The sequence below is a fragment of the Riemerella anatipestifer genome, from assembly GCF_009670965.2.
GTDB classification, from domain to species: Bacteria; Bacteroidota; Bacteroidia; order Flavobacteriales; family Weeksellaceae; genus Riemerella; species Riemerella anatipestifer_B.
Map to the genome: position 1 here is coordinate 1 of NZ_CP073240.1, position 15,375 is coordinate 15,375.

At 35.4% G+C, this 15,375-nt stretch carries 14 protein-coding genes; 9 read left to right on the plus strand and 5 right to left on the minus strand.

Features of this window, described 5'->3' with window-relative positions:
• A complete protein-coding gene (locus D1J36_RS09690) occupies window positions 1-954 on the plus strand; it encodes a dihydrofolate reductase (protein ID WP_216650029.1) in 954 nt (317 codons plus the stop codon).
• Window positions 955-1,121: 167 nt separating this feature from the next.
• The gene (locus D1J36_RS09695; protein ID WP_003013318.1) at window positions 1,122-1,985 is read left to right on the plus strand and encodes an aminoglycoside 6-adenylyltransferase AadS; all 864 of its coding nucleotides are present in this window, start codon (window positions 1,122-1,124) and stop codon (window positions 1,983-1,985) included.
• A 676-nt stretch (window positions 1,986-2,661) separates the two neighbouring features.
• Here the strand turns inward: D1J36_RS09695 and ere(D) are convergent.
• Complete coding sequence (gene ere(D) / locus D1J36_RS09700) at window positions 2,662-3,888, minus strand: EreD family erythromycin esterase (protein ID WP_009040233.1); 1,227 nt, start codon at window positions 3,886-3,888, stop codon at window positions 2,662-2,664.
• Window positions 3,889-4,245: 357 nt separating this feature from the next.
• On the opposite strand from ere(D), the gene tet(X) (D1J36_RS09705) reads away from it, so the two are divergent.
• A complete protein-coding gene (tet(X), locus tag D1J36_RS09705; RefSeq protein ID WP_252339447.1) occupies window positions 4,246-5,412 on the plus strand; it encodes a tetracycline-inactivating monooxygenase Tet(X) in 1,167 nt (388 codons plus the stop codon).
• Window positions 5,413-5,671: 259 nt separating this feature from the next.
• Here the strand turns inward: tet(X) (D1J36_RS09705) and D1J36_RS09710 are convergent, their stop codons facing one another.
• The 4 genes from D1J36_RS09710 to D1J36_RS09725 are packed head-to-tail and all read right to left on the minus strand — an operon-like array spanning window position 5,672 to window position 9,632.
• Window positions 5,672-6,832 carry an ABC transporter permease gene (locus D1J36_RS09710; RefSeq protein ID WP_154138263.1) on the minus strand — a complete coding sequence of 387 codons (1,161 nt, stop codon included), beginning with the start codon at window positions 6,830-6,832 and terminating at the stop codon, window positions 5,672-5,674.
• 7 nt (window positions 6,833-6,839) lie between these two features.
• Window positions 6,840-7,796, minus strand: coding sequence for an HlyD family secretion protein (locus D1J36_RS09715; protein ID WP_052911698.1), 957 nt, complete (start codon window positions 7,794-7,796; stop codon window positions 6,840-6,842).
• Between the two features lie 13 nt (window positions 7,797-7,809).
• Window positions 7,810-9,192, minus strand: coding sequence for a TolC family protein (locus D1J36_RS09720; protein WP_052911699.1), 1,383 nt, complete (start codon window positions 9,190-9,192; stop codon window positions 7,810-7,812).
• The gene (locus D1J36_RS09725) at window positions 9,189-9,632 is read right to left on the minus strand and encodes a MarR family winged helix-turn-helix transcriptional regulator (protein ID WP_120181153.1); all 444 of its coding nucleotides are present in this window, start codon (window positions 9,630-9,632) and stop codon (window positions 9,189-9,191) included. The genes D1J36_RS09720 and D1J36_RS09725 overlap by 4 nt, the downstream gene beginning before the upstream one ends.
• Window positions 9,633-10,118: 486 nt before the next feature.
• Here D1J36_RS09725 and lnu(I) point away from each other — a divergent pair, with 486 nt between their 5' ends.
• The 6 genes from lnu(I) to estT all read left to right on the plus strand — a co-directional run bounded on the left by lnu(I) (window position 10,119) and on the right by estT (window position 15,243).
• Window positions 10,119-10,889: a lincosamide nucleotidyltransferase Lnu(I) gene (lnu(I), locus tag D1J36_RS09730; RefSeq protein WP_154138264.1), complete on the plus strand. Its 771-nt coding sequence runs from the start codon at window positions 10,119-10,121 to the stop codon at window positions 10,887-10,889.
• Between the two features lie 243 nt (window positions 10,890-11,132).
• The gene (locus tag D1J36_RS09735; protein WP_004917621.1) at window positions 11,133-11,477 is read left to right on the plus strand and encodes a type II toxin-antitoxin system RelE/ParE family toxin; all 345 of its coding nucleotides are present in this window, start codon (window positions 11,133-11,135) and stop codon (window positions 11,475-11,477) included.
• Window position 11,478: 1 nt separating this feature from the next.
• A complete protein-coding gene (locus D1J36_RS09740) occupies window positions 11,479-11,805 on the plus strand; it encodes a helix-turn-helix domain-containing protein (RefSeq protein WP_079206273.1) in 327 nt (108 codons plus the stop codon).
• A gap of 187 nt (window positions 11,806-11,992) precedes the next feature.
• On the plus strand, window positions 11,993-12,817 hold the full coding sequence (blaOXA, locus tag D1J36_RS09745; protein WP_154138265.1) for a class D beta-lactamase: 825 nt from the start codon (window positions 11,993-11,995) through the stop codon (window positions 12,815-12,817).
• Between the two features lie 153 nt (window positions 12,818-12,970).
• Window positions 12,971-14,137: a tetracycline-inactivating monooxygenase Tet(X) gene (tet(X), locus tag D1J36_RS09750; protein WP_252339449.1), complete on the plus strand. Its 1,167-nt coding sequence runs from the start codon at window positions 12,971-12,973 to the stop codon at window positions 14,135-14,137.
• Between the two features lie 191 nt (window positions 14,138-14,328).
• Window positions 14,329-15,243, plus strand: a complete 915-nt coding sequence (gene estT, locus D1J36_RS09755) for a macrolide hydrolase EstT (protein WP_006744646.1) — start codon at window positions 14,329-14,331, stop codon at window positions 15,241-15,243.
• Window positions 15,244-15,375 lie beyond the last annotated feature (132 nt).

Genomic DNA, 15,375 nt, shown 5'->3' on the forward strand with positions numbered 1-15,375 from the left:
ATGCTAAAACTTTACAAAGAAATTAATGGAGTTCTTCATTATTGGGAAACTTGGGATGAAGATGACAAAACAGGTCTTGTTCATTGGGGAACTGTTGGAGAAAATGGAGAGCAAAAAAAAGTAAAATCCACACTTTTAAAAAATTTTCATAAAATAATTCAACAGGAAATTAATGAGAAGATTAATGAAGGTTATGAGCAAATAGACGAAGATGATTTAAAATTTCTAATAATTGAATATAAACTAAATTCTGACTTTGGAAATGAAGAAGACTTGGAAAAACGGCACAGACTTGAAGCCAAAATGAATGAAGATTTGGGATGGAACCTATCATTGGGTAATTGGTTATTTTCTCACGGAAGAAGAGGCCAGGGGAACACAGGTTCACGATGCAGTAATTCCAAATCCCCGCATGGTGTTCATTTCACCTACAATTTACAAAGTACTTCCATGAAAGTAGCATTGATTGTTGCTGTTGATCAGCAATTCGGTATTGGAAAGAACAATGATTTGATGTGGCATTTGCCTGCAGATATGAAATTTTTCAAAGAAACAACCACGGGACATATTGTGGTTACAGGTAGAAAAAACTACGATTCCATTCCGGAACGTTTTCGGCCGTTGCCCAACCGCGAGAATGCGGTCTTAACACGCAATACCGAATATCATGCTCCTGGAGCAGTTGTTTTTTCTTCCTTGGAATCCTGTTTGGATCATTATAAAAATGAAGTGGAACGAACCGTTTTCATAATTGGAGGCGGACAAATTTACCGAGAAGCTTTAGCGCTTGATTGTGTTCAAGAGATGTTTATTACCCATGTGCAGGGCGAATTTGGTGCAGATACCTTCTTCCCGAAATTCGAAGCTGTCGCTTGGAATGTTGAAACGGTAGCAACCCAAGTAGTGGATGAGAAAAATGCCTATGCGTTTGAAGTGAAAAGGTATTGGAGGTAACGTGATTACTTGATGAGAAATAAGAAATCATTGTCTACCTACTTTCGTTATATTTGATCAAATAAAGAAACAAACCTGCACAAAAACATCAAGTATTATGCTGTTTTGTACAGAAAAGCCGTATCAATAAATAAGTTGTACGACATAGTAAAACCGAACCAAACAAAATGAAAGTCAGAGAAGAAAAGTTAAGAACAATTATAGAATGGTCGGAGAAAAACGAAGATGTAAGAGTTCTTCTTCTGACAAGTTCACTTGTAAATCCTTTAGCACTTGTTGACGAATTTAGTGATTTAGACATTGAATTTGTTTTTGAGGATAATACAAATTACATTTCAGACAAAAGCTGGACGCTTAAATTCGGAAATCCAATTGCTATGATTGAAGAAGACGAAAGTTGTTTTAACCATAAACACGCAATGAAAATGCTACTTTATGAAGACGGTGTGAAAGTAGATTTTAAACTTTACAGCAAATCAAAATTTATAAAGGAAACGCAAGAGAAAGAATTACCAGAAGATTGGGATATTGGTTATAAAATTTTAATTGATAAAGATGGTATTACAAAGCAAATGCTGAAACCAACTTATCAAATTTCCATTATCAAAAAACCGTCTGAAAAAGAGTTTCAAAATCTAATAAACGATTTTTGGTGGGACACAACTTACGTGGCAAAGTGTCTTGTGAGAGATGAAATATTCTATGCGAAATTTATGTCGGAAACCGTTATTCGCACAGAATATTTAATTCCTTTAATTGAATGGCACATTGCAAGTGAACACAATTGGAACATAACGACCAATAAATATGGACGACTTTTCAAAAAGTATCTTAACCAGGAAATGTGGGCTAAAACAGAACAAACATTTTCAGGGAGCGATATAAAGGAAAATTGGACTGCTCTATTTTCAATGACTGATTTAGTTTCAGAAATAGGAACTGAATTGTCAAAAAAATTAGAGTACAAATACCCGGATAAATTAGAAAATGACATACGAAAATATTTAGCTGGACTAAAACCCAAAACATAACTACGTCGTACAACATCGTATTGGCAATAGGCGGGCTGAACGGCTTCGTATCAACGGAAGTGCAAAATTCAACTTCTGTTCTTCGATTAAAGTTCAGTGCTAAAAATCCCGCCCATCGCCAATACGCGGCACGTTGCACGCTACACTACTGAAAATCACTCTGTTGAAATAAAGTTAAATCTTAGCGTTATAAAAGAAACTGAATCCAAACCGAACGAGGAGTCTGTTGAAAGGTTTGAATTCATTTTCTATTTTTTGTATTACGGAATAGAATTGACTTTTATCCGCAGTGAATTTTCATTAGCGTAGCGTACAACGCAACAGACTCCGAATTGATTTTACCAACTTAGTATGAAAAGCTGAATTGAAAATAGGGAAGAGTTGAATTTGAAAAACTGGAATTGAATTTAGAAAACTGAAATTTAGCCTGTGCGAATATATCATATTGTGAATACCAAATAGAAACTGAAACGAAAGTCCAGCGTGCAACACGGGTTTTGCAAAAAAGCGGGAGCGGTTTCATTTGGACATAATGAAATTTTTATTACCTTTGTGTAGTTGGGGTAATGTTAGTGGTTTTTTAGTCCGCTTCTTCGCAAAGCCCCACCATTATGTGAAAGAATAAAACGGCACCTCCAAAAAGAAAGTGCCGTTTCGAAATTAAATTTATAAATTCTCAATCCACTACTTCTGAAACAGTTGATTTTTCTATTAGAAAAATTCCGTCAAAAGCTTCTTCTATTTCAGTTTTTAGGCACATCGAATCAAATCGAATCTTATTACAATTTTTTAATTCCGTACTTCTGTTCATTAGTAAACAGCATTCTTTTCCTCCAAATTCTTGCATAATAAATTCAACAGAATCCGACTCTGGAAAATCAAGTGGAAATTTATCAACCCTAAAGCCAAATTGATAATCATTATCAGGATACAATGCCGCAGTTTCTCCACGTAGATTAGTTATTGCAAATGCTTTATATTTTTCTCCAAAAGTCATCGAAAGTCTTTGCCCCATTGGATAACAACTAATAAATCCATCAAAATCTACCGGAGTTTTTTGAATGTGAGCATTGTGGGCAACCAAAATAATCTTTTTACCAAGTGAATTTTTCAAAAACCAATCAATGCTTTCTGCCATATACTGGTCTTTTGCTCCCATATCTCCTTCAATTCCCCTTTCAGTAATGAAACTTTCCATAGCATCAGCATTATAATTCATATAAATCAAGCCTTTAACTTGATGAACTATCGATTGAAATTCTAAACTTTCTAATTTTGGTTGAAGAGTAATCAAACGAATGTAAACTTTTAATAGCAATGCTTTTAATTCATTATGTTCAGCTTCATCAAAAAGCGATAAATTTAACGCAAGCTGAGAAGTCGAATAGAAATCAAATTTCTCAGCAAGATTTAAAATCTTCTGTAAGACATCAGAAGAAACGATTGAAAGTCTTTGCAAATAATCAGATACAATACGAAAGTTTGGAAAATAAGAACCTCCATTTTTAGGAATATCCACACCTAAAAAGGTAATTTGATTATTATTGTCTTGATTATACCGACGAAGCCATAGCAAAGTATCTTTAAACTCATTTGGATAATAAAAGTGTGACAGTAACTTATCCAAATCGTCGAATGGAATTTGTGATTTTATCCACTTATCAACTTCTAATCCTTCAGAAAAACCAAACTCAAATGCCAAGGTGTCAAAATCACATTCAGTTACTAAAAACTCAATAACTTGATGCCTGAATGTAAAAAACTCTTTTATGAAATGTGCGTTTTCGCCTAAACCAACAATTGTAGAAGAATCAAAATATTCTCGAAATCGAAAAAGACTTTGTTTTATGGATGTATTATTTTCCGAATTAAACGGAAAAGTTAAGGGTTTTATATTTTTCATTATTACCTTATTTTAAATTAAAAATTAACGTACCAAATAGCAACCGTCTCAAAAAGACGATTTAATAATTTACTTTAATTTTTAATTACCAAGGCTTGCTGAAATACATAAAATGTGAATTATTTGAATACAAAGATACTAAAAATTCCTTCACATAACATCGCATTGGCAAAATGGCAGGTTAAGTGCTAAATTGAAAGTTTCTGCATTTTATTCCGCCGAATGTGTTCCACATTCGCTTTTTATTTGTAAGTTAGCTCTGTGGAAACACATCGGCTACGTTCTCGCTAAATTGAACTTTTTGTCCAATTTATCCGCCACTTCGCCAATGCGTTTCCCGTTATGTGCCATTTTTGAATGACAATGCGAATAGATACAGACAAACAAATGAATTTACTTAGTGATAAGAACGTTGCAATAATTGGTGGTGGACCCGTTGGACTGACTATGGCAAAATTATTACAGCAAAACCGCGTGGACGTTACAGTTTACGAGAGAGACAAAGACCGAGATGCAAGGATTTTTGGTGGGACACTTGACCTGCACAGGGATTCGGGACAGGAAGCAATGAAAAGAGCGGGATTGTTACAAACTTATTATGACTTAGCTTTACCAATGGGTGTAAATATTGCTGATGAAAAGGGTAATATTTTAACCACAAAAAATGTAAAGCCCGAAAATCGGTTTGACAATCCTGAAATAAACAGAAATGACTTAAGAACTATCTTATTAAATAGCCTACAAAATGACACCGTCATTTGGGATAGAAAACTTGTTACGCTTGAACCTGATAAGGAGAAGTGGACACTAACTTTTGAAGATAAACCGAGTGAAACAGCAGATCTGGTTATTATTGCCAATGGTGGAATGTCTAAAGTAAGAAAATTTGTTACCGACACGGAAGTTGAAGAAACAGGTACTTTCAATATACAAGCCGATATTCATCATCCAGAGGTGAACTGTCCTGGATTTTTTCAGCTATGCAATGGAAACCGGCTAATGGCTGCTCATCAAGGTAATTTATTATTTGCGAATCCTAATAATAATGGTGCATTGCATTTTGGAATAAGTTTTAAAACATCTGATGAATGGAAAAGCAAGACTCTGGTAGATTTTCAAGACAGAAATAGTGTCGTTGATTTTCTCCTGAAAAAATTTTCCGATTGGGATGAACGCTACAAAGAACTGATTCGTGTGACATCATCTTTTGTAGGGTTAGCGACACGAATATTTCCCTTAGGTAAGTCTTGGAAAAGTAAGCGTCCATTACCCATAACGATGATTGGAGATGCTGCTCATTTGATGCCTCCTTTTGCAGGACAAGGCGTAAACAGCGGGTTGATGGATGCCTTGATATTGTCGGATAATCTGACCAATGGGAAATTTAACAGCATTGAAGAGGCTATTGAAAATTATGAACAGCAAATGTTTATCTATGGCAAAGAAGCACAAGAAGAATCAACTCAAAACGAAATTGAAATGTTTAAACCCGACTTTACGTTTCAGCAATTGTTAAATGTATAAAATGGAATAAAACGGCACATAACAAACAAATTGGCAATAGAGCCGGTGAAGTACTTCTATTGAACTTTTGTGCAATGTTGAAGATTAGTAATTCTATTCAACATTTGTGCTAAAAGTCGGCTCCATCGCCAATTTGCCAAACGTTAGTGGCAATGGCAGAACAACCGTACCCCTGAAATTAAACGGCTGAAAAATAACAACCTGACACAGAAAAAAATAATAAAAATCTACCACACAGGATTTTTTTGCAGTACAAAATTCAACCTTGCTTCAACACCTTTTTCCTTTTAAAATACAAAGCTACATAAGACAAAACCGCACAAACAAGTCCAATCCAAATCATAGCCCAAATTGCACCCGAACATTGGGACAACGTTCCTTCTTCAATAAGCAGAATTCGGAATGCCTGTAAGAAATGTGTAAGCGGAATCACGTTTGCAACAGCCACAACCCAATCGGGCATTTGCGAAAGCGGCCACGTAAATCCACTCAAAATAAAACTCGGAGTGGCTATTACCATCAATATTTCGGTTGCTTTGAGCTGACTCGGAATCAATATGCTTACCAATATCCCGATAAAACATACCGACAACACGAAAATTCCCGCTACAAAGGTCAAAGCACCTAGATTTTCATAAAACGGAATCCTGAACCAAAACGTAAACAGATAATACAAGAACCAAATACCGAAGCTCATTATCAGATACGGAATTATCTTAATTGCCATTATTTTGAGTAGGGATTTGTTTTCCGAAACCAAAGTTCTGAACGTTCCGTTTTCGTATTCCGAGGCAAACGACAAAGCCAAGCCTAACAGCAAAACCTGTTGCAAAACCGTAGCCAAAATGCCGGGCCACAAAAAGTACATATAGTTCGTGCTTCGGTTGTATTTTTTGATAAACGTGGTTTTGAACGGCTCATATTGCGACATTGCCACACTTTCAGGCATTCCTTGTTTTTTAAGAGCTTCAATCTGAACTCCCGCTTTAAGTGTTCCTAAACAAATCTGAATGGCAGTCGAAGCATAATTGGCTGTTAAAACATTCGAAGTATTTACAATGGTAAGCACTTCGGGATACTTTTTGGTCATAACCTGCTTTTCAAAATCTTTCGGAATAATCACAACTGCAGGAATGTTATCGTTTTCCGCTACAATTTTAGCTAAATCGTTCTGGTCATAACGGATAAAAGCCACGTTCAGAACCTCATTATCCTGCATCATTTCAATAGCTTTTCGGCTCATCTGACTTTGGTCTTCATCAACCACCACAACAGGCAAATCGGTAACTTTTCCTTTCTGGTAAACAAAGCCCAAAAGTATTCCGTACATAATCGGAGCCCCAATAAAAAGCAACCGAAGCACACTGTTATCCCAAAACAAACGGAATTCCCTTTTTATAAGCGAAAAAAAGTTTTTCATTTGATTTTTATTTTAACAGTTCTAAAGTAACCGTAGTTTTCGTAAACAAATCTTTGGTCTGACTGATATCAACCGGACTGATTTTTATCTCAAAAAGACTCTCCTGAATTTCGTAATCGGGATAAGCCGTTGCAATATTTGCATAAGCTCCCAAAGCCTTAACCGAAATTACTTTTCCCTTAACCTGACTTTTGTTATAGACTATATTGACAGTTACTTCCTGTCCTTTCTGAACCTTTGAAAGCTGGCTTTCGGGAATCGTAAAACGGAAATAAGTCGATTCCGAAATCGTTCCGCTAATCAAGGTATAACCGGGAAGCGCCAGCTCCCCTACTTTAAGCGTAATGGACTCTACCGTCATATCCTGTGGAGCAATGATATACCGCTCGGAATCCGCAACCGAAACCTCCTGCAAAGCTCCCAAAGCTCTTTCCTGTTGTCCAAAAGCCATTTTTTGCTGTTCGATTCTCGCTCCGTATTTCACGTCCGAAATTTCAGCCTGAACAGCCAGATACTGCGATTGAGCCCCCTGATATTTAGCGAAAGCCTCATCATACATCTGTTGAGAAACCAACGAATCTTTAAGCATATTTGACAATCGGTTAATGGATTTTTGAGCCAGTTCGTACTGTTCTTTCAATGCTTTTTGTTTGGCTTCTAGCTGTTTGAGCTGATTGTCCGTAGCTCCTTTCAAAGTCATATCATATTGGGCTTTTGCCGACTGAACCGCTCCTTCAGCCTGACTTTTTTTGGCATCGACTTCAGGAATGTCCAAAATAGCAAGCGTATCGCCTTTCCTTACAAAATCTCCTTCCTGAATACGGATTTCAATGATTTTTCCCGGAATTTTCGATACGATTCCGATTTGCTCCCTTTCGATTTTTCCCTGAATAACCTCGGCTTTCGGCTTACCACAACCGACAGCGGAAATCACTACAACTAATAATAAATATATCTTTTTCATCACTTTTAATAAGTTAGTTTAAAATAGTTTTGGTTAATTCTCCTGTTACGGAAAGTGTTTCTAAAGCGGACAGCCTTTGCTCTACTAAAATCTGAATTTTATTGGCTGATGCTTTAAACAAATCGTTCTCCGCTTCCAATCTTTCGGAAATGTTGATAAGCCCTTCCTGATATTGCCTTACAGCCATATTCAGATTGTTTGAAGCTACTTTTTCATGTTCCAGACCAATTTGGTATTTCTTATTCTGAACCCTGTAATCCGCCAGGTTATTTTCCAAAAGCAAAGCAAATTTCTCTTTCGCATCATCTAATTGATTTTGCACCTGTTCCGCATTTATCTTGGCTTCGTGGATTTTGTGCTTACGTTCAAATCCGCTGAAAATCTCCCACTTCATCGAAAGTCCTACCATCCAATTCGGACTCAACGTAAGTTCATTCATTCTTCCGTAAAGTCGGGAATTTACCATTGGAATTTCAGGTGTAATCATCGTAGCGTCAAAAAGGCTCGCATAAGTAACACCTCCGAATGCTCCCAAAACAGGAAGATAGCTCCCTTTTTCTTTCTTGACCATATAATCGGAAGCCTTCTTGAATGATTCCAAGGCTTTTAGCTCTTGTTTGTTTTCAACCGATAAATCTTCCGAAATCACATAAGGAACAAGTAAATATTCTACTTCTTTGATTTGGTTTTCGGAATATCCCGTGAGGTAATTTATTTTTTGGTAAAGGACTTTTCGTTTTCCTTCCATTTCTATCTTTTTGGATTGTAATTCGAGATTTGCCAATTTGATTTTGTCCCTGTCATACGGAATGGCAAGTCCTTCTTCGATAGCCCTTTCTACTCTTTTGGCTTCGGTAGCCAATCGTTTTTCGCTGTCAATCAGCAATTTTTCGACTTCGTTCAACAAGTGTACTTGGTCAAAGGAATGAATCACTTCTTTAATTAAACTTTCTTTTTCAGCCTCGGAAAGATAAGCCGTTCCGATTCGTTTTTGCTCCAAAGCCTTTGCTCCGTTTTCAATCTGAAAACCACTAAACAAAACCGTTTTTGCCATCAGGCTACCCATCAATAAGTTTCCGTAACTGTCAAACGATTGCTTTCCGTCAAAAACCGGCTGATTGATAACCGGAATGTTTCCTGTCGGTAAATCGAGCGTTATTTTCGTATCGAAATACATGTAATTTGCCGAACCTTCTACTTTCGGAATGTATTTGTTCCAAACACTTTTCTTTTCCGTACTGATTTTTTCCACTTCCAAATCTTTGTTTCGGATAGAAGCGTTTTTGTCGATTGCTTTCTGAATTGCTTCCTGCAAAGACGGGCTCACATCAATTTGAGCCTTTCCTTCAAAAGCCAAAAGGCAGGCAAGTATAGGCAGTAATTTTTTAATTCTCATTTTACCTCTAAATTTTGATATATTTTATGAAACACTTCTTTTACTGTCACTATATTTTCTACACTGATTCCTTTTATGGATTCTTCGACGGTAGCATTGACAAGATTCATAACTTTTTCCTGTATTTGCTTTCCTTTTTTTGTCAGAAAAATCAAATTAGACCTTCTGTCATTTACATCGGGTTTCCGGTCGACCAAACCGTCTTTTTCCATATTATCAATCAAACGGGTTACGCTTGGTCTGTCCCGAAAGCTCTTATCTGCCAAATACTGTTGCGAGCAACCGTCATTTTCCCACAAAACAGCCAAAATAGACCATTGTTCCTTGGTTAATTCTACTCCGTTCTGTCTGAAATTCTTATTCAAAACACGATTAAATGCCTGTGGTGTCCTGCCCGTAAGCAGATTGTAAAAATCCTGATATTCTAAAATTGATTGCATAACCAACTGTTGTTTATGCAACAAAAGTATAACAAATTTTTCAAACAAGACTGTTTTTTGAAAAAATTAACTTTTGGAGAAAAAGCAAAAATTTTTTTAGTCTTTTGATTTACAGATAAATGAATCAAACAAAGAGTAAACAAACAGCCACAGCCACTAACAAGGGTTTTGCAAGAGAGCGGGTTAAGTGCTAAATTCAACTTTTGTGCTTCTATTCCGCAAAAACCATTTTTTATTTGTTTGAAAAGTGTAAATTAGCAAATAAAAAAATGGTTTTGCTACGTTGGTGCTAAATTGAAAGTTTGTGCTTTCTAATCCTCTCCCTCGCAAAGCCCCGAACCGTTGGCGGTAATTTGAAGAAACAATTAACAACGAAAAACATTCAAGAAAATGAAGCTATAAGTAACTGTAAGATAGAATAAGAATTGAAATATCCTTTAATACGCAAAGTAGAAAGGGCGATTGTTAATATTAAAAAATTAGAAAATGACACAGTTACAAATGATTGACAAAACAAAGTCAATAGCTCAAAATGATAAAAATATTTCTGCCGTATTTATGTACGGGTCATTTACCAAAAATGAAGGGGACAAATATTCAGATATTGAATTCTACATCTTCTTGAAGGATAAAGAAAATTTTTCCGCTGAAAATTGGGTAAGCCAAATTCATCCTTTGGCATTATATTTTACCAACGAGTATGGAAGTGAAGTTGCCATTTTTGAAAATATGATAAGGGGGGAGTTTCATTTTTTGACAAACGACCAAATGGAAGTTATCAAATCGTGGGACGGTTTGGTAGAGTTTAGCGACTTTGACAAGATGATTTTAGTAGATAAAGAAGATTTATTGACTAACACGCTCAAAGAAATAAAAACTAAAGTACCTGATCGAACAACAAATGAAAATATCCTGTGGTTGAGCCAATCATTGTTGAATGTTTTACTTACAACAAGCAACTTAATTAAACGACAGGAATTTGCTCACGCTTACCAAAGCTTATCAAATGTTCAAAAATATTTACTTTGGTTAATAAGAATTGAAACATACCAAACCAAACATTGGGAAAGTCCAACAAAAAGCTTGGAAAAAGACATAGACCCAGATTGGTATTCGTTATTTCAGGAGACAACATCAGAATTAGATCCGACAGATATTAAAACAGCTTTCAAGAAGACATTAATATTGACTGAAAAACTTTTTGATAATCTTGGAGTTGAAGCAAAATTAAAGGGGGTATTAAGGAGAATTGAATAAAAAAAACTACCGCCAACATTGTATAAGCGTAATGCGGGCTGAACTGCTAAATTTGAGCATTTTTGCTCCTAAGAAACTTTGTGGTGGGCGGACAGTGAATTGCTCCGAAATCCCGCACTACGCTTATACTTGACCGTTGTGCGTCAGCTTATTCGAACATTGTGCATAAAACAAACTGAAAAATTAAGTTGTGATATTTGGAAACTTTTGTATCTTTGTTAAAAATTTACATAAAACAACTAAATGCAATTTTTTGAAACACGATTTTTAGAAGAAGCTGACAAGTTTATTTCTGAACTTGATGAAAAAACTGCTAGAAAACTGTTTTATAACATTGATTTAGCCCAACAAACAAACGACCCAAGACTTTTCAAAAAACTTAAAAATGACATTTGGGAGTTTAGAACACTTTATGCAGGACTTCAAATTCGACTTCTTGCATTTTGGGACAAAACAGACGGAAAAGAAACTTTAGTACTTGCAACGCACGGGTTTATAAAGAAAGTTAACAAAGTCCCAACAAAAGAAATTGACAAAGCGGTCAAAATTAGAGAAAAATATTTTAGTAATAAACAAAATAGCAAATAAAATGGCAAATAACGAAATGAAATCATACTCACTTGCCGAAATGAAAGATAAATATATCGGTAAAGTTGGAACAAAAGAACGTGACGAGTACGAATATGAACTACGAATGGATGTTTTAGGTAAAATGATTAAAACGGCTCGACAAGAACGAAATTTGACACAAGAACAATTAGGACAAATTGTTGGCGTTCAAAAATCTCAAATTTCCAAATTAGAAAGTAGTGCAAACAGTGCGACAATTGACACGATAATTAAAGTGTTTAAAGCATTGAAAGCCGAAATTAACTTTAATGTGAAACTTGAAGAACAACATATAAAACTAGTCTAAAACAAAGCCGAACGCACAACAAGGTATTGCCGCAAGCGGGGGATATTTGCATTTTAGAAAAATTTGTTTACCTTTGAAGTATGGTATTTTGGTTGAAGTTGGGTGCTAATAAGCCCCACCTTCGGCAATACCCGACCGTTGTGCGTCATCTTTGTGCGACAGAGGAAATAGAAAAAAACATACTAAAATGAAAAAAATATTTATACTTCTGAATCTAATTTTATTAGTAAATCTTAATGGATATTGTCAAACTAAAAGTTTAAAATCAAATGAAATTGTAAAACCTGAATTTAGAAATATATTAGATAGTTTAAAGGTAAAAGGAGCAATTCTAATTTATGATAACGACAAGAATACTTTTTACTCAAATGACTTTGATTGGGCTAAAAACGGAAAATTACCTGCATCAACATTCAAAATTCCAAATTCTATAATTGCTGTTGAATTAGGCATTATTGAAAATGATACAACTATTTTAAAATGGAATGGCGAGCAGAGAAAAATGGATATTTGGGAAAAAGATTTATCATTTAAAGATGCTTTTAGAATTTCCTGTGTTCCTTGCTATCAGGAAATTGCAAGGAAAATCGGAACAATTAAAATGAAAGAATATTTAGAAAAATTTGAGTATAAAAATATGATTTTTGACAGTTTAACGATTGACAATTTTTGGCTTGAAGGAAATTCAAAAATATCTCAAAAACAACAAATCGACTTTTTGAGGAAATTCTATTTTTCAAAATTTCCAATTTCTGATAGGACAATAAAGATTGTCAAAAATATTATGGAAATTGAGCGAACTGAAAATTACATTTTAAGCGGTAAGACTGGATTAAGTTCGATAGAAGAAAAATATAATGGTTGGTTTGTTGGTTATGTTGAAACAAAATCTAATGTTTATTTTTTTGCAACAAATGTAATTCCGACAGACGGATTGAATGTTGATGATTTTATTTCATCGAGAATTAATGTAACAAAAAATGCGTTAAAGCAAATGAATATAATGAAATGATAAATGCCACTAACATATGGTAGCCGATAATTGCCGGCTTTCGTGCCAACTTGATACTTTGGTGCTTTTAACGAACCGAAGTGCTAAATTGATACGAAAGTGCTGTAAATCCGGCAACTACGGCTACCATTTTTCGTTATGTGCCATTTTTGAATGACAATGCGAATAGATACAGACAAACAAATGAATTTACTTAGTGATAAGAACGTTGCAATAATTGGTGGTGGACCCGTTGGACTGACTATGGCAAAATTATTACAGCAAAACCGCGTGGACGTTACAGTTTACGAGAGAGACAAAGACCGAGATGCAAGGATTTTTGGTGGGACACTTGACCTGCACAGGGATTCGGGACAGGAAGCAATGAAAAGAGCGGGATTGTTACAAACTTATTATGACTTAGCTTTACCAATGGGTGTAAATATTGCTGATGAAAAGGGTAATATTTTAACCACAAAAAATGTAAAGCCCGAAAATCGGTTTGACAATCCTGAAATAAACAGAAATGACTTAAGAACTATCTTATTAAATAGCCTACAAAATGACACCGTCATTTGGGATAGAAAACTTGTTACGCTTGAACCTGATAAGGAGAAGTGGACACTAACTTTTGAAGATAAACCGAGTGAAACAGCAGATCTGGTTATTATTGCCAATGGTGGAATGTCTAAAGTAAGAAAATTTGTTACCGACACGGAAGTTGAAGAAACAGGTACTTTCAATATACAAGCCGATATTCATCAACCAGAGGTGAACTGCCCTGGATTTTTTCAGCTATGCAATGGAAACCGGCTAATGGCTGCTCATCAAGGTAATTTATTATTTGCGAATCCTAATAATAATGGTGCATTGCATTTTGGAATAAGTTTTAAAACACCTGATGAATGGAAAAGCAAGACTCTGGTAGATTTTCAAGACAGAAATAGTGTCGTTGATTTTCTCCTGAAAAAATTTTCCGATTGGGATGAACGCTACAAAGAACTGATTCGTGTGACATCATCTTTTGTAGGGTTAGCGACACGAATATTTCCCTTAGGTAAGTCTTGGAAAAGTAAGCGTCCATTACCCATAACGATGATTGGAGATGCTGCTCATTTGATGCCTCCTTTTGCAGGACAAGGCGTAAACAGCGGGTTGATGGATGCCTTGATATTGTCGGATAATCTGACCAATGGGAAATTTAACAGCATTGAAGAGGCTGTTAAAAATTATGAACAGCAAATGTTTATCTATGGCAAAGAAGCACAAGAAGAATCAACTCAAAACGAAATTGAAATGTTTAAACCCGACTTTACGTTTCAGCAATTGTTAAATGTATAAAATGGAATAAAACGGCACATAACAAACAAATTGGCAATAGAGCCAGTGAAGTACTTCTATTGAACTTTTGTGCAATGTTGAAGATTAGTAATTCTATTCAACATTTGTGCTAAAAGTCGGCTCCATCGCCAATTTGCCAGCCGTTAGCGGGCATTGTGAAAGATACCAGCATAACAGTTAAACATTGATAAATGAAAAAAAAACTACTTTGGATATTAATTTTAGGACTGATAATAATCAGTTGCAAACAAAGGAAAACAGAAATGAAAGAGAAAATAATTAAAACAAACGGCATTGAACTCTGTACGGAAAGTTTTGGAAATAAGAAAAATCCAGCAATCCTTTTGGTAGCAGGTGCAACCGTATCAATGCTGTATTGGGACACTGAATTTTGCCAACAATTATCTGAAAAAGGATTTTTTGTTATTCGTTACGACAACAGAGATGTAGGAAAATCCACTAATTATGAACCAGGTTCTACTCCATACGATATTGTTGACTTAACTAATGACGCTATTTCAATATTGGATGGCTACAAGATTGACAAAGCACATTTTGTGGGGATTTCTTTGGGCGGACTAATTTCTCAAATAGCATCAATAAAGTTTGCCGACAGAGTTAACTCCTTAACTCTTATGTCATCAGGCCCTTGGGGAGACTCAGACCCAACTATACCTGAAATGGACACGAGTATTTTAGATTTCCATAGTAAAGCAGGTACAGTCAATTGGACAAATGAAGACAGTGTGGTAAACTATTTAATTCAGGGTGCAGAATTAATGAGTGGCAAGAAACAATTTGACAAACAAAGAAGTGAAAAACTGATAAGAGCTGAGTTCAATAGAGCCAACAATTATATAAGTATGTTCAATCACGCTGCATTGCAAGGTGGTGAAGAATATTGGAACAGATTAAACGAAATCAAACAACCCACCTTAATTATCCACGGAACAGACGACAAAATTTGGCATTATAAGAATGCAGGTTTTTTACTAGAAAAAATAAAAGGTTCAAATCTAATCACCCTTGAAGGTACAGGACACGAATTACACGTTGATGATTGGAAATCAATTATTGATGGAATAGAAAAACACATAAATGACTGATAAACAAAAACAACGACCCGCTAACAATGTATATAAAAAATAGGCGAAACAGTAGTAAATTCAAGGCTTTTGGCTCGTATTATACTTTGTGCTTAACCGAAAATTTGGCACTTCGAAATCGCCTACTTTTCA

Bases quoted from the DNA above. Each gene is read 5' to 3' on its own strand.
- D1J36_RS09720 (WP_052911699.1), bottom strand. From the start codon at position 9,192: ATGAGAATTAAAAAATTACTGCCTATACTTGCCTGCCTTTTGGCTTTT.
- D1J36_RS09740 (WP_079206273.1), top strand. From the start codon at position 11,479: ATGGCAAATAACGAAATGAAATCATACTCACTTGCCGAAATGAAAGAT.
- D1J36_RS09725 (WP_120181153.1), bottom strand. From the start codon at position 9,632: ATGCAATCAATTTTAGAATATCAGGATTTTTACAATCTGCTTACGGGC.
- blaOXA (WP_154138265.1), top strand. From the start codon at position 11,993: ATGAAAAAAATATTTATACTTCTGAATCTAATTTTATTAGTAAATCTT.
- D1J36_RS09710 (WP_154138263.1), bottom strand. From the start codon at position 6,832: ATGAAAAACTTTTTTTCGCTTATAAAAAGGGAATTCCGTTTGTTTTGG.
- D1J36_RS09695 (WP_003013318.1), top strand. From the start codon at position 1,122: ATGAAAGTCAGAGAAGAAAAGTTAAGAACAATTATAGAATGGTCGGAG.
- estT (WP_006744646.1), top strand. From the start codon at position 14,329: ATGAAAAAAAAACTACTTTGGATATTAATTTTAGGACTGATAATAATC.
- D1J36_RS09690 (WP_216650029.1), top strand. From the start codon at position 1: ATGCTAAAACTTTACAAAGAAATTAATGGAGTTCTTCATTATTGGGAA.
- D1J36_RS09715 (WP_052911698.1), bottom strand. From the start codon at position 7,796: ATGAAAAAGATATATTTATTATTAGTTGTAGTGATTTCCGCTGTCGGT.
- D1J36_RS09735 (WP_004917621.1), top strand. From the start codon at position 11,133: ATGCAATTTTTTGAAACACGATTTTTAGAAGAAGCTGACAAGTTTATT.